General features: G+C 72.6%; 15 protein-coding genes. 9 read left to right on the top strand and 6 right to left on the bottom strand.

What is annotated here, in order from left to right; translation table 11 throughout:
- Window positions 1-7: 7 nt before the first annotated feature.
- The 3 genes from VFC33_09640 to VFC33_09630 form a co-directional block, all read right to left on the bottom strand.
- The gene (locus VFC33_09640) at window positions 8-1,513 is read right to left on the bottom strand and encodes a HAMP domain-containing sensor histidine kinase (protein HZR13502.1); all 1,506 of its coding nucleotides are present in this window, start codon (window positions 1,511-1,513) and stop codon (window positions 8-10) included.
- Window positions 1,514-1,549: 36 nt separating this feature from the next.
- The gene (locus VFC33_09635; GenBank protein ID HZR13501.1) at window positions 1,550-2,221 is read right to left on the bottom strand and encodes a response regulator transcription factor; all 672 of its coding nucleotides are present in this window, start codon (window positions 2,219-2,221) and stop codon (window positions 1,550-1,552) included.
- A gap of 114 nt (window positions 2,222-2,335) precedes the next feature.
- Complete coding sequence (locus VFC33_09630) at window positions 2,336-3,505, bottom strand: glycoside hydrolase family 1 protein (GenBank protein HZR13500.1); 1,170 nt, start codon at window positions 3,503-3,505, stop codon at window positions 2,336-2,338.
- A 57-nt stretch (window positions 3,506-3,562) separates the two neighbouring features.
- Between VFC33_09630 and trpC the strand changes: the two genes are divergently transcribed.
- Genes trpC through VFC33_09595 form a run of 7 tightly spaced genes read left to right on the top strand, consistent with a single transcriptional unit; the run spans window position 3,563 to window position 10,046 of the window.
- The gene (gene trpC / locus VFC33_09625) at window positions 3,563-4,357 is read left to right on the top strand and encodes an indole-3-glycerol phosphate synthase TrpC (protein ID HZR13499.1); all 795 of its coding nucleotides are present in this window, start codon (window positions 3,563-3,565) and stop codon (window positions 4,355-4,357) included.
- Between the two features lie 22 nt (window positions 4,358-4,379).
- Window positions 4,380-5,630 carry a TrpB-like pyridoxal phosphate-dependent enzyme gene (locus VFC33_09620; GenBank protein ID HZR13498.1) on the top strand — a complete coding sequence of 417 codons (1,251 nt, stop codon included), beginning with the start codon at window positions 4,380-4,382 and terminating at the stop codon, window positions 5,628-5,630.
- Window positions 5,631-5,675: 45 nt separating this feature from the next.
- A complete protein-coding gene (locus VFC33_09615; protein HZR13497.1) occupies window positions 5,676-6,410 on the top strand; it encodes a phosphoribosylanthranilate isomerase in 735 nt (244 codons plus the stop codon).
- Window positions 6,411-6,436: 26 nt separating this feature from the next.
- Window positions 6,437-7,654 (top strand): tryptophan synthase subunit beta, encoded by a 1,218-nt coding sequence (gene trpB, locus VFC33_09610; GenBank protein HZR13496.1) that lies wholly within the window; start codon window positions 6,437-6,439, stop codon window positions 7,652-7,654.
- Complete coding sequence (trpA, locus tag VFC33_09605) at window positions 7,651-8,427, top strand: tryptophan synthase subunit alpha (GenBank protein HZR13495.1); 777 nt, start codon at window positions 7,651-7,653, stop codon at window positions 8,425-8,427. The genes trpB and trpA overlap by 4 nt, the downstream gene beginning before the upstream one ends.
- Before the next feature lie 23 nt (window positions 8,428-8,450).
- Window positions 8,451-8,786, top strand: coding sequence for a hypothetical protein (locus VFC33_09600; protein ID HZR13494.1), 336 nt, complete (start codon window positions 8,451-8,453; stop codon window positions 8,784-8,786).
- A gap of 9 nt (window positions 8,787-8,795) precedes the next feature.
- Entirely contained in the window at window positions 8,796-10,046 is a 1,251-nt protein-coding gene (locus VFC33_09595) for a DNA adenine methylase (GenBank protein ID HZR13493.1), read from the top strand.
- Here VFC33_09595 and VFC33_09590 read toward each other — a convergent pair.
- Window positions 10,040-10,627, bottom strand: coding sequence for a cupredoxin domain-containing protein (locus VFC33_09590; protein ID HZR13492.1), 588 nt, complete (start codon window positions 10,625-10,627; stop codon window positions 10,040-10,042). The genes VFC33_09595 and VFC33_09590 overlap by 7 nt on opposite strands.
- A 166-nt stretch (window positions 10,628-10,793) precedes the next feature.
- On the opposite strand from VFC33_09590, the gene VFC33_09585 reads away from it, so the two are divergent.
- A complete protein-coding gene (locus VFC33_09585; protein ID HZR13491.1) occupies window positions 10,794-11,345 on the top strand; it encodes a sigma-70 family RNA polymerase sigma factor in 552 nt (183 codons plus the stop codon).
- Window positions 11,338-12,045: a zf-HC2 domain-containing protein gene (locus tag VFC33_09580; GenBank protein HZR13490.1), complete on the top strand. Its 708-nt coding sequence runs from the start codon at window positions 11,338-11,340 to the stop codon at window positions 12,043-12,045. The genes VFC33_09585 and VFC33_09580 overlap by 8 nt, the downstream gene beginning before the upstream one ends.
- Here VFC33_09580 and VFC33_09575 read toward each other — a convergent pair.
- On the bottom strand, window positions 12,035-12,838 hold the full coding sequence (locus VFC33_09575; protein HZR13489.1) for a dienelactone hydrolase family protein: 804 nt from the start codon (window positions 12,836-12,838) through the stop codon (window positions 12,035-12,037). The genes VFC33_09580 and VFC33_09575 overlap by 11 nt on opposite strands.
- A gap of 10 nt (window positions 12,839-12,848) precedes the next feature.
- Window positions 12,849-13,457, bottom strand: a 609-nt coding sequence (locus VFC33_09570) for an MFS transporter (protein ID HZR13488.1), incomplete at its 5' end; no start/stop codon positions are given.

The raw sequence follows: 13,457 nt of genomic DNA, 5'->3' as shown, positions 1-13,457 counted from the left end.
GCAACGCTCAGCGACGCATGGACGTGGGGGTGCCGTCGGTTCCAGGTACGACGGACGCAGGGAGCGGCAAGCGCACCACGAAGCGCGTCCCGCCCGTGTCGCCCGTCTCGACCGTCGCGGCGCCGTTCATCGCGGCCGACAGCTCGCGGACGATCGCGAGCCCGAGCCCGGTCCCGACCTTCCGGCCCGGGATCGTGCGTGACGTGTACAGCCGGTCGAACACGTGGGGGAGGTCGGCGGTCGTGATGCCGGGCCCGTCGTCGACGACCTGCAGGACGACGTCGCTCCCCGTCCGCTCGACACGCACCTCGATGCGCGCGACCGCGTACTTCAGCGCGTTCTCCACGAGGTTGGCGACGATCTGACCCAGGCGCTCGGGGTCGGCGTCGGCGGGGAGGCGCTCGCGCGCGTCGACGTCGAGCGTGATGCCGAGATCGTCGGCCGCGGGCACGAACGCGAGGGCGGCTGCCTCGACGACCTCCGCCGCGTCGATCGGCCTCGGCGTGAGCGAGAACTGGTGCGCATCGAGACGGGCGAGATCGAGGAGGTCGGCGACGAGCCGCTCGAGCCGGCGCGCCTCCGAGGCGATGATCTCGGCCGAGCGCTTGAGCCCGTCGTCGCCCTGCACGGTGCCGTCGGCGATCGCCTCCGCGTACCCGCGGATCGACGTCAGGGGGGTGCGCAGGTCGTGCGACACGCTGAGGATGAACCCCCGCTCGAGACCGCGCGCGTTCTCGAGCTCGCTTGCCATGCCGTTCAGCGCGCGGGCGAGGTCGGCGAGCTCGTCGTGCGGGTGACCACCGAGATCGACGCGCGCCGTGAGGTCGCCGCCCGCGATGCGACGGGCCGCGTCCTGCATCGCGCCGATCGGCCGGGTCAGACGCCGGGCGAGGAAGAACGCGATGAGGGCGGCGATCGCGGTCGCGATGCACGCGGCGAGGATGAAGAAGATGCCGGCGCGCTTCGCGACGGTCCGCTGCACCTGCTGCGTCAGCACGAGGACGGGCGTGCCGGCCGGCACGGGCGTGAGCGGGTGCGCGACGAAGACGAGCTGCCCGCGCTGGCCGCTCTGCTCCTGCCCCGCCACGAGCGCGCGCTGGTCGAGATCCGACGTCTGCAGCCCGTGCGGCAGCTGCAGGATCGGCGCGTTGCTCGCGGCGCCCGTCGCGCCGAAGCCGTCGACGACCGTGCCGTCCGCTCGGATCGTCACGACGCTCGCACCGGACAGCTGCAGCGACCTGCGGACCGCGTTCGTCACGAGGTTGCGGTTGCGCAACGTCGTCGCCGTACCAGTTGCGCTCAGTCGCGCCTGCAGGAGCTGGTCGAGGACCGTCGCGAGCTTCGGCGCCTTGCCCTGCAGGTCCTTCGTCGCGCTCTCGGTGTCGGCCTTGCGCGCCAGCCCGAGCGTCGCGAGCGCGGTGACCGCGAGCACGCCGATCGCGAGCGCCACCATCGCCGCGACGAATCGCGTGCGCAGGTAGTGCTTGCGGGGGACGGGCGGCGCCCAGCTCACGGTGCTCGTCTCACGTCGTCCGTCTCGCGTCGCGCGTCACGCGTCGAACCGGTAGCCGACGCCGCGGACGGTCTTGATCGTCGCCGCGTCGCCGAGCTTCTTGCGGACCTGCGCGATGTGCACGTCGACGGTTCGAACGTCGCCGAACCAGTCGTAGCCCCAGACGCCGTCGAGGATCTGCTGGCGGCTGAGCGCGAGGCCCGGGCGCTCCGCGAGGTAGCGCAGGAGGTCGAACTCCTTCGTCGTGAACTCGACCGGCTCGTCGTCGATGCGCACCTCGCGGCGGCCGACGTCGATCGCGGCGCGGCCCGCCTGGACGATCTCGGCGCCGGGACCGCCGTCGACGCGGCGCAGCACCGCCTTGACGCGCGCCACGAGCTCGGCAGGTGAGAACGGCTTCGTGACGTAGTCGTCGGCCCCGAGCTCGAGCCCGAGCACGCGGTCGACCTCGCCGTCGCGCGCGGTCAGGAAGATGACCGGCACCTGCGACGTCGACCGGATGCGCCGGCACACCTCGAGCCCGTCCATGTCGGGCAGCCCGACGTCGAGGACCACCAGACGCGGCCGCTGGTCGCGCACCGCCTGGATGCCCGCCTCGCCCGTCGCCGCCTTCAGGACGCGGAACCCGTCGCGCGCCAGGTAGAGGTCGACGAGATCGGCGATGTTCGGCTCGTCGTCGACGACGACGATCGTGCCCTTGTCCACCACGTCATTGTGACTCGGCACGTGCCGCGTGCCGGTGAAGCGCGGATGAGGGAACTGTGAAGCGCCCCGGGGCAGTCGTTCTGTGAAGCCTCAGACACACATCGTGTGCATGAGCCTTCACAGAACGTTGGTGCGGGCGATCGCGCCGAGCCAGTGGGCGCTCGGCTTCATGGTGCGGAGCTGTGTGGTGCGGTCGACGGCGATCAAACCGAACTGCGGCTTGTAGCCGAGGGCCCACTCGAAGTTGTCCATCGCGGACCAGTAGAAGTAGCCCCGCACGTCGAGCCCGTCGGCCAGGCAACGGCCGAGCCCCTCGAGCGCGGACCTCACGTACCGGATGCGCTGCTCGTCGTCGGTCGTGCCGATGCCGTTCTCGGTCACGTAGACGGGCACGCCCGCGACGTCCGCCGCGTGCCGGACTGCGACCTCGAGCGCCTGCGGCCAGTACTCGTATCCCATGTCGAGCACCTCGACGCCGTCCTCGGGCCCGATCGGCATGCCGTCGGCACCGAGCCGCGTGCGCGAGTACGCCTGCACGCCGACGAAGTCGTCGCCGCGCGCGGCCTCGAGGTAGATCCCCTCGTGCTGGTGACGGATCCGCGCCAGCGTGTCCTCGGCGCCCTCGGGCGCGTCCCAGTCGCCCATGGCGATCGTGATGCCGACGGGGAAGTCGCCCGGACCCGCCTTGAGCGCGTCGACCGCGCGCTTGTGGGCGTCGATCAGCACGTCGTTCGAGCGCGCGTACTGGTCGATGTCCTGGCGGCCGGGCGGGAACACGCCGACCATGTAGCCCATCAACGCGACGATGTTCGGCTCGTTGATCGTGCACGCGATGCCGACGAGATCGCCGACCGCGTCGACCGCACGCTCGCAGAACCGCGCGAACCGCTCGGCCGTGACGGGATCGGCCCACGTGTCGCCCGTCGCGGCCCACCGCGGCGTCGAGAAGTGATGGAACGTGACGACGGGGACCATCCCGTGCTCGAGACACGCCGCCATCATCCGGCGGTAGTGGTCGAGCGCGGCGCGCGAGAACTCGCCCTCCTCGGGCTCGATGCGCGACCACTCGATCGAGAAGCGGTACGCGTTGAACCCGAGACCCGCGACCATCGCGAGGTCCGACGGGTAGCGATGGAAGTGGTCGACCGCGTCGCCCGACACCTCGACGCAGGGCGTCCCGTCCCGGTGCTCGAACTCCCACCAGTCGTTGTTCCAGTTCCCGCCCTCGACCTGGTGCGCGGCCGTGGCCGTCCCCCACAGGAACCCGTCCGGAAAGCTGATCGCCATAGGCGGGGGATCGTAGGTGCGTGGCGGCGGCGTTGCCGCTGACAGACTGGGCGGCCCATGTCGGTGCTCGACCGGATCCTCGAGACGAAGCTCGACGAGATCGCCGCGCTCCGAACGCGTGAGGCGGCGTTGCTCGACGCCGCGCACGCGGCCGGCCCGACGCGCGACTTCGGGGGCGCGCTCCGCCGCGATGACGGCACACTGGCCGTGATCGCGGAGTGCAAGCGGCGCTCGCCGTCGAAGGGCGACCTCGCGCCGGACCTCGACCCCGCCGCGACGGCGAAGGCCTACGAGGCGGGCGGTGCGAGCGCGCTGTCGGTGCTGACCGACGCCGAGTACTTCGGCGGCTCGCTCGCCGATCTCGCCGCAGCGCGTGACGCGTGCACGATCCCCGTGCTGCGGAAGGACTTCACGGTCGACCCGCTGCAGGTCGTCGAGGCGCGCGGCGCGGGCGCCGACGCGATCCTGCTCATCGTCGCCGCGATCCCGGACGACGCGTTGCTGACCGACCTGCGCCTGACCGCGGAGGGATGGGGGCTCGGCGTGCTGGTGGAGGCCCACGACGAGCCGGAGCTCGAGCGCGCGCTCAGCACGGGAGCCCGCGTCGTCGGCGTCAACAACCGCGACCTCGGCGACTTCGCCGAGGACCTGTCTGTCGCGCACGGGCTCGCGTCACGCATCCCGCGCGACGTCGTCGCGGTCGCGGAGAGCGCGATCCGCAGCGCGGACGACGCCGCGCGCATGGCGGGCGCGGGGTTCGACGCCGTGCTCGTCGGCGAGGCGCTCGTCCGCAGCGACGATCCCTCCGCGCTCGTCGCGGCGATGCGGAGGGACGCAGTAGCGCGGCGTTGACCGGTCGGCCACACTCGTCGACATGACGCGTTTCTTCCTCGACGACGACAAGCTGCCGACCGCGTGGCGCAACGTGCTGCCCGACCTCGCGGAGCCGCTGCAACCGCCGCTGCACCCGGCGACGCGCGAGCCCGTCGGCCCGGACGACCTCGCGCCGCTGTTCCCGATGGGGCTCATCGCGCAGGAGGTCGCGACCGAGCCGTGGGTCGACATCCCCGGCGACGTCCTCGACGTGCTGCGGCTGTGGCGGCCGACGCCGCTCGTGCGCGCCGAGCGGCTCGAGCGCGCGCTCGGCACGCCGGCGCGCATCTACTACAAGGACGAATCGCTGTCGCCCGCGGGTTCGCACAAGCCGAACACCGCGGTCGCGCAGGCCTTCTACAACGCGGCGGAGAACGTCACGCGCCTCACCACCGAGACGGGCGCGGGCCAGTGGGGGACCGCGCTGGCGTTCGCGTGCCGGCAGTTCGGCATCGAGTGCAAGGTCTACATGGTCCGCGCGTCGTACCAGCAGAAGCCCTACCGGCGCGTGCTGATGGAGACGTGGGGCGGCGAGGTCGTCCCGTCACCGGCCGACGATCCCGATCACCCCGGTTCGCTCGGTCTCGCGATCAGCGACGCGGTGCGCGACGCCGCGCAGCGCGACGACACGCACTACTCGCTCGGTTCCGTTCTGAACCACGTCCTGCTGCACCAGACGGTCATCGGCCTCGAGGCCAAGGAGCAGCTCGCGCTCGCGGGTGAGGCGAAGCCCGACGTCGTGATCGGGAGCTGCGGGGGCGGGTCGAACCTCGGCGGGATCGCGCTGCCGTTCCTCGACGACGACACCGTGCGGCTCGTCGCGGTCGAGCCGTCGTCGTGCGCGACCCTCACCGAGGGACGCTTCGACTACGACTTCGGTGACACCGCAGGCATGACCCCGTTGCTGCCGATGTACACGCTTGGTCACGACTTCGTCCCGCCGCCGATCCACGCCGGCGGGCTGCGCTACCACGGCGACTCGCCGATCATCTCGAACCTCGTGAAGACCGGCCGGATGGAGGCGCTCGCGTACCCGCAGGGGAAGACGTTCGAGGCGTCCGTCCAGTTCGCGAACACCGAGGGCAAGCTGCCCGCGCCGGAGACCGGTCACGCGGTGCGCGCGGCGATCGACGAAGCGCTCGCGGCGAAGGAGCTGGGCGAGGAGCGCGTGATCCTGTTCGACTTCTCGGGCCACGGCTTCCTGGACCTCAGCGCCTACGACGACTTCCTGCACGGGAGATTGACCGACTGAGAGAAAGCAGCGGCGGGCGCGCGCCCTTCCAGTACCGTTGGCTTCGTGTTCGTGAAGGTCTGCGGGGTCACGAACGAGGACGACGCGCTCCTCGCGGTCGCGCTCGGCGCCGACGCGCTCGGCTTCGTGTTCGCGCCGAGCCGGCGCCAGATCCGTCCCGACCTCGCGGCCGAGATCGTGCACCGCTTGCCGCACGGTGTCGTCACCGTCGGCGTCTTCCGCGACGAGCGTCCCGAGCGCGTCGTGGAGGTCGTCAACCGTGTCGGCCTGACCGGCGCGCAGCTGCACGGGCGCGAGCCGCTGTCCGAGGTGCGGTGGGTGCGCCGCCGCGTGCAGTTCGTGATCCAGGCGTTCACGGCGGGCGACGCCGCGCTCGCGACCGCGGCGAACGGCCCGGCCGACGTGGTCCTGGTCGACTCGCCCAGCCCGGGCTCGGGCCGGGTGTTCGACTGGGCGCTCGCCGAGGGCGCGCCAGGTGGGATCCGGTTGCTCCTGGCCGGTGGGCTGAACCACGAGAACGTCGGGCAGGCGATCCGGCGCGTCCGTCCCTGGGGCGTCGACGTGTCGACGGGGGTGGAGGCCGCCCCGGGCCAGAAGGACGCACGCAAGATGCGCCGCTTCATCGAGGAGGCGCGCGCCGCCGCGGACGCGCTGTCCGCCACACCGGGCGGAAACGGCAACGGCAACGGCGCGCACCACCCGTCCGACCGCGTCGACCACGAGCTCGCGCCGTTCGCACGCGCGGACCGGCCCTACGACTGGGCCGAGGACGAGGTGTGACGGCCTCGATCGCGCGCGGCCAGCGCGTGCAGCTCGGCGATCCCGGACCCGAACCGACCGGCCTCGGCCGCTTCGGTGACTTCGGCGGGCGGTTCGTCCCCGAGAGCCTCGTGCCCGCGCTCGTGCAGCTCGAGCGCGAGTTCCGCACCGCGTGGTACGAGACGGAGGACTTCCGCGCCGAGTTCGCGCAGCTGCTCGAGTCGTACGCGGGCCGCCCCACGCCGGTGACGTACTGCGACCGGCTGTCGGAGCAGCTCGGTGTCGACGTCTGGCTCAAGCGCGAGGACCTGACCCACACCGGCTCGCACAAGATCAACAACGTCCTCGGTCAGGCCTTGCTGACGCGGCGCATGGGGAAGCGGCGCATCATCGCGGAGACGGGCGCGGGCCAGCACGGCGTCGCGACCGCGACCGCGGCCGCGCTGTTCGGGCTCGAGTGCCTCGTGTTCATGGGCGCGGTCGACGTCGAACGGCAGGCCCTCAACGTGTTCCGCATGCGGCTGCTCGGTGCCGAGGTCGTCCCCGTGCACTCGGGCTCCGCGACGCTGAAGGACGCGATCAACGACGCTCTGCGCGACTGGGTCGCGACCGTCGAGTCGACGCACTACTGCATCGGCTCGGTCGTCGGCCCGCATCCGTTCCCGTGGTTGGTGCGCGAGTTCCAGCGTGTCGTCGGCGAGGAGGCGCGCGAGCAGTGCCGCGTCCTGCTCGGCGACGATCCCGATGTCGTCGTCGCGTGCGTCGGCGGCGGGTCCAACGCGTTGGGCACGTTCGCCGGCTTCCTCGACACGCGCGCGCAGCTCGTCGGCGTCGAGGCCGCCGGGCTCGGGCTGGAGACGGGCCGCCACGGCGCGTCGATCAACCGCGGCGTGCCGGGCGTGCTGCACGGCGCGCGTTCGATGTACCTGCAGGACGAGCACGGCCAGATCCTCGAGGCGCACTCGATCAGCGCGGGTCTCGACTATCCGGGTGTCGGCCCGGAGCACGCCCAGCTCGCGGCGAGCGGTCGAGCCCGCTACGACTGCGCGAACGACGACGAGGCCATCGCGGCGTTCCAGCTCCTCTCGGTGACGGAGGGCATCGTGCCCGCGCTCGAGTCGTCGCACGCGCTCGCGTGGGTGGTGCGCTCTGCGCAGGACGGGTCGCTCGCACCCGGGTCGAAGGTCCTCGTCACGCTGTCGGGCCGCGGCGACAAGGACGCGATGCAGGTGGCCGGACGGCTCAGCGAGCGACCGAGCACGTGAACCTCGAGCGTCGTCTCTCGGACCGGCGGGCGCGCGGTTGCAAGCTCCTCGTCCCGTACGTGACGGGCGGGCTCGGCTCCGCGTGGCTCGACGTCGTGCGCGCCGTCGCCGCCGCCGGCGCCGACGCGATCGAGGTCGGCATCCCGTTCTCCGACCCGGTCATGGACGGCAAGACGGTCCAGGAGGCGTCGCAGCGCGCGCTCGACATCGGCGCGACGCCCGACGCGATCGTCGCCGGGCTCGCGACCGTCGACGTCGACGTCCCCGTGGCCGTCATGACGTACTACAACCCGGTGCAGCACGCCGGGCACGAGCGGTTCGCGTCGTCGCTCGCCGACGCGGGCATCGACGGCGCGATCGTGCCCGACCTGCCGTTCGACGAGCTCGACGGCTGGGCCGACGCAGCCGACCGCGCGGGTGTGGAGACCGTGTTGCTCGCGGCGCCGACGACGCCCGACGAGCGGCTCGCGCGCATCTGCGCGCGCTCGCGCGGCTTCCTGTACGCGGTCGCGCTGATGGGCGTGACGGGGGAGCGGGCCGAGCTCCCGTCGCAGGCGATCGAGATGGGACGGCGGTGCAAGGCCGCGACCGACATGCCGGTGCTGCTCGGCGTCGGGATCTCGACACCGCAACAGGCGGTCGCCGCGAGCGCGGTCGCCGACGGTGTCGTCGTCGGGAGCGCGCTCGTGCGCCGACTGCTCCAAGGAGGCGGCCCGGAGGAGGCCGGCCGGTTCGTCGCCGAGCTGCGCAGCGCGCTCGACGGGTCCGCGTAGGGTCCGCGTAGGGTCGCACGCCGATGACGGACCCGGCTGTGTTCACGCCTCCGCCCGCGGACGCCGACTGCGACCTGTGCGAGGCCGCGCGGATCACGCCGTGGTACCACGAGGACGACGTGTGCTGGATCGCGGAGTGCGAGATCTGCGCGGTGCCGATGGTGGTGTGGCGCCACCACGGTGTCACCCCACCGGCCGATCACCTCGAGCACATGCACGAGCAGCTCGCGCGCGTCGCGGGCGAGCAGCTCACCGTCGAGCACTACGTCGACGACAACATGCGCAACATCCCCGACCACTACCACGCGCATGCACGGCCGCGGGGCGGCTTCTTCGGTCACGGCTTCCGGCGGACCTGAGCTCATCCCGTGATCAAGTACATCGGGTCGAAGCGCCGGCTCGTCCCCGTCCTCGGCGCGATGGCGGGAGCGGTCGAGGCGCGCACCGCGCTCGACCTGTTCACCGGTACGACGCGCGTCGCGCAGGAGCTCAAGCGGCGCGGCGCGCACGTCACCGCGGTCGACACGGCGCGGTACTCGCACGTCCTCGCGCGCTGCTACGTCGAGACCGACGGGCGCGCGATCGACACGGATGCACTCGACGACGCCGTGACGAGCCTCGACGCGCTCCCGCCCGCTCCCGGCTACTTCACCGAGACGTTCTGCGTCCGGTCACGGTTCTTCCAGCCGCACAACGGCGCGCGCGTCGACGCGATCCGTGACGCGATCGAGCGCGACCACCGCGACACACCGCTGTACCCGATCCTGCTGACGAGCCTCATCGAGGCGGCCGACCGCGTCGACTCGACGACCGGCGTGCAGATGGCGTACGTCAAGCGATGGGCGCCCCGCTCCTTCAAGCCCCTCACGTTGCGGGTGCCCCGTCTCGTCGCGGGAGCAGGAGCCGCGCGGCACGCGGACGCGTGCACGCTCGTGCGTTCGCTCGCGCCCGTCGACTTCGCGTACCTCGACCCGCCTTACAACCAGCACCGCTACTTCACGAACTACCACATCTGGGAGACGCTCGTCGCGTGGGACGCGCCCGCCCACTACGGCGTCGCGTGCAAGCGCATCGACGCGCGGGAGCCGCACACGCGCAGCGTCTTCAACTCCCGCGCCGAGATGCCCGACGCGCTCGCCGCGCTCGTCCGCGAGGTCGACGCGCGTGTCGTCGTCCTGTCGTACAACGACGAGTCGTGGATCACGCTCGACGACTTGCGTGACATGTGCGCGGTTCGCGGCACGGTCGACGTGCTCGCCGTCGACTCGAAGCGCTACGTCGGTGCGCAGATCGGCGTGCACGACCTGCGCGGCGTGCGCGTCGGGACGGTCTCGCACCTCCGCAACGTCGAGTACCTGGTGGTGAGCGGGGAGCGCGCCGACGTCGAGCGTGTCGCCGGGGCGGGCCGGGACGCGCTCGCCGGAGGTCGGGGTGGGGCGGTCCCCGGCGGCGGCTGTGACGGCCCGGGTGTGGGGGGACCGGGCCGTCTCGACACGCGGGGGCACGGGACGAGCGCCGCGCGCGGCGCTGCCGGGGACCGCGCCTCCTCCGCGACGGCCGGGCGAACGGGGCCGCGCGCACCCGGCCGGGCGGAGGCCGTCACGGACGGAGCTCAGTAGCCGTAGCCCGAGCTGCCGCCCGACGAGCCGGACGTCGACGGCGCGGACGTCGCCGGGCTGGTGGACGGCGTGCTCTGGCTCTGCGGCGCGGTGGTCGCGCCGCTCGCGCCCGTCGCCGCGGCGGCCGTCACGCTCTGGCCGGGCGCCGTGTAGATCGCGCCCTGCATGCCCATGGCCCGGTGGAACCGGCAGTAGAAGTTCAGCGCACCCGAGGTGGGCACCTTCACCTGCACCGTCGCCTGCTGGTCCGGGTTCAGCATCTGGTCCGCGACGCCGTCGATCGTGAACGTGTGCGCGGCCTTGCCCTCGTTCTTCAGGTGGACGGTCAGCGTCGCACCGGGCGTCGCCTTCACGAAGGTCGGCTGGAAGTAGTAGTCGTCGGCCTCGACGGACACCGTCGTCGCGCCGGCGAGGTCCTTGGTTCCCTTGTTCGTGACCGTGCCGGTCAGCGCGACCGGGGCGGTGGCGGTCTTCGCCGTCGTCGTGCTCGTGCTCTTGGCCCCTTTCGAGCTGGAGCCGCACGCACCGAGCACGAGCAGCGCGGTGGAGACGAGCACCGCCGGCATGACGATCCTGCGCATCGAACCCCCCGGGGTGTCGGTCGGTTCCGTCCGGTGTGACGTGACGCCGGGGTTACGACCGTGGGCCCGGTGCGGATTGCGCGCGGGAGGGGCTAGCGTGACCGAGGGCTCATGGGCGGGGTCAATCCGTCCCGACGCGGGGGCCGTAGGTACAGGCGTGTGGTCGGTGTCGGACGACGCACTGCTCGCCGGTCTCGCGACCGGTGATGCGGACGCGGCCGCCGCGTTCGTGCGGCGGTTCCAGCGGCGCGTCTTCGGGCTCGCGCTCTCGATCGTCGGCGACGGCGCCCTCGCGGAGGACATCTCCCAGGAGGCGTTCGTGCGCGCCTGGCGCCACGCCGGAGCGTACGACCCGCGGCGTGGCACGGTGACGACGTGGCTGCTCGCCATCACCCGGAACCTCTCGATCGACGCGTTGCGGCTGCGGCGCCCGGTCGCGATCGACCCGGAGTCGGTGCTCGCGATGCAGCAGCCGTCGACCGCGCGCAGCCCGGAGGACCACGCCGCGGTCAGCGCGGACGTCGCCCGGCTCCGCAACGCGCTCATCGAGCTGCCTGCCGAGCAGCGACGGGCGCTCGTGCTCGCCGCCTTCCATGGCCAGACCGCGCGCGAGGTCGGCGAGACGGAGGGCATCCCGCTCGGCACCGCGAAGACCCGGATCCGCACCGCCATGCTGCGACTACGCGCCGCGCTCGTCTCGGAGGGACAAGGTGACTGAGCGCGAGTTCGGGTGCTCCGAGGTGCGTGATCTCGCGCCCGAGCTGGCGCTGGGCGTGCTCGCGGGCCCGGAGCGGGCCGAGGCGATCCTCCACGTCGACCGGTGCCCGGCCTGCCGCGCGCACGTCGCCGAGCTGTCGGACACCGTGGACGCGCTGACGTTGCTCGCACCCGAGGCCGAGCCGCCGACGGGCTTCGAGCGCAACGTGCTGCGCGCGATGGGCGTCGAGCGCGCGCACGGGTGGCGCCGCTTCCGTCCACCCCGTTGGGCCGCGGCTGCCGCGCTCGTGTGCGCGCTCGCGACGGGTTCGGCGGTCGGCGGGTTCGCCGCGGTCGGGGCGCTCGGCACGCATCACGACCGGTTGCACGACGAGTACGTGCAGTCGCTCCGCGCGCTCGGCGGGACGTCGCTGCGCGCCGCCCCGATGCTGGGTGCAGGCGGCCGCCGGGCGGGCGAGGTGTTCGCGTACCAGGGCAAGCCGTCGTGGGTATACGTGTCGGTCGACTACTGGGTCCCGGGCGGGACGTACCAGGTCGTCGTGGACGGACCGAACGGCGCCCGCCAGATCGGCCAGATGCAGGTCGTCGGGGGCCATGGGTCGTGGGGCGGTGCCGCGCCGACCACGGTCGGTCAGGCGACCGCCGTCCGCCTGCTGGACCACAACGGCAAGATGCAGTGCGAGGCGCGCCTCACGACGTGAGGCGCTCCGGCGTGAGGCGCTCGCGCAGGAACTCCAAGACCCGGTCGAGCGCGACGCGCGTGGGGTGACCGGGCTCGTCGACGAGGTCGTTCGTCAGCACCGAGTGCGCCCGTCGCGGGATGCCGTACGGGTTCCCGGGCGACGAGTCGATCTCGACGCCGACGAACCCGTCGCCGAGCTCGCGGCGCAACGTCTCGAACCGCTCCGCCGGCACCGCGACGTCGGCGGTGAAGCGGAGCCCGAGCACGCACACGCCGCTCGCGACGCGCTCCTTCACGCGTCGCAGGTCGGCGTCGCTCACGCCGACCGCGGCCTTGCGTCGTCTCCCGATCGGGAACGGCAACGACGGCTGGCTGAGGACGGGCGCGACGACGTCGTCGTCCAGCATCATCCCGAGGGCGAACCCGCCGGTGAAGCACATCCCGACCACACCGACCCCGGGACCGCCGCAGCGGCTGTGCGCGTCGCGTGCGAGCGCGCGCAACCAGGACGTCACGGGACTGGTGCGGTTCAGCGCGAGCGTTGCGAACTCGCGCGCGATGCACGCCCGGAAGAACACGCCGCCCGCGTAGGCACCGCTCAACGGTCGGCCGGGCTCGCCGAACAGCTCGGGGAGGACCGCGGTCATCCCCGCGTCCGCGACGCGTCGTGCGAAGCCGGCGACCTCGGGGGTGATGCCGGGGATCTCCGCGATCACGACCACCGCGGGCCCGGCGCCGATCTCGTGCACCGGTCGCGTCACGCCGTCGGCCGTGAACGACGACGTGCGGAAGCCCGCCAGTGCATCGCGCATGCCCGTGACGTTAGATCTGCGACGGGCTGACATCGTCGAGGGTGCGGTGGGCGGATTCCGGGAGCCGGGGCGCGAGGAGCAGCGCGCCGAGGAACGGCGCGGCGCCGCACAGCGCGATGGACGGCCCCAACCCACCGAGCACGCTCTTCAGGTTCCCGGCGACGACGAGGCCGACGACGGAGCCCGCGACGCCGCACACGAGCAGGAGCGAGTTGGACGTGCCGCGCACCTCCGTCGGGAACAGCTCGACGTCGAGCGTCCCGATCGCGAGCGCGGCCGCCCCGGCGCCGATGATCGCGAACGTCGACGTGAGCCACAGCAGGATCCCGGACGCGAGGAAGAAGCCGACCTGGATCGCGGTCGAGACGGCCAGCGCGACGACCGTCACCCATCGGCGACCGCGGCTCTCGGCCAGCCGCCCGCCCAACACGAGACCGAGCACGCCGGGTACCCCGTTCGTGACCGCGCGGAAGAGCGCGATCGCGGAGTTGGAGAAGCCGCGCTCGTCGCGCAGGAACGTGTTCGTCAGCTGCGCGGACGGCGCGGAGAACACGCTCGTGAGGAACGCGAGCGCGGCGAGCGCGACGAACCGCGGACCGTACGCGCGGTCCACGACCTG

It is taken from the genome of Acidimicrobiia bacterium, assembly GCA_035651955.1.
Classification (GTDB): domain Bacteria; phylum Actinomycetota; class Acidimicrobiia; order IMCC26256; family JAMXLJ01; genus JAMXLJ01.
This window is presented reverse-complemented; position numbering and strand designations above follow the sequence as displayed.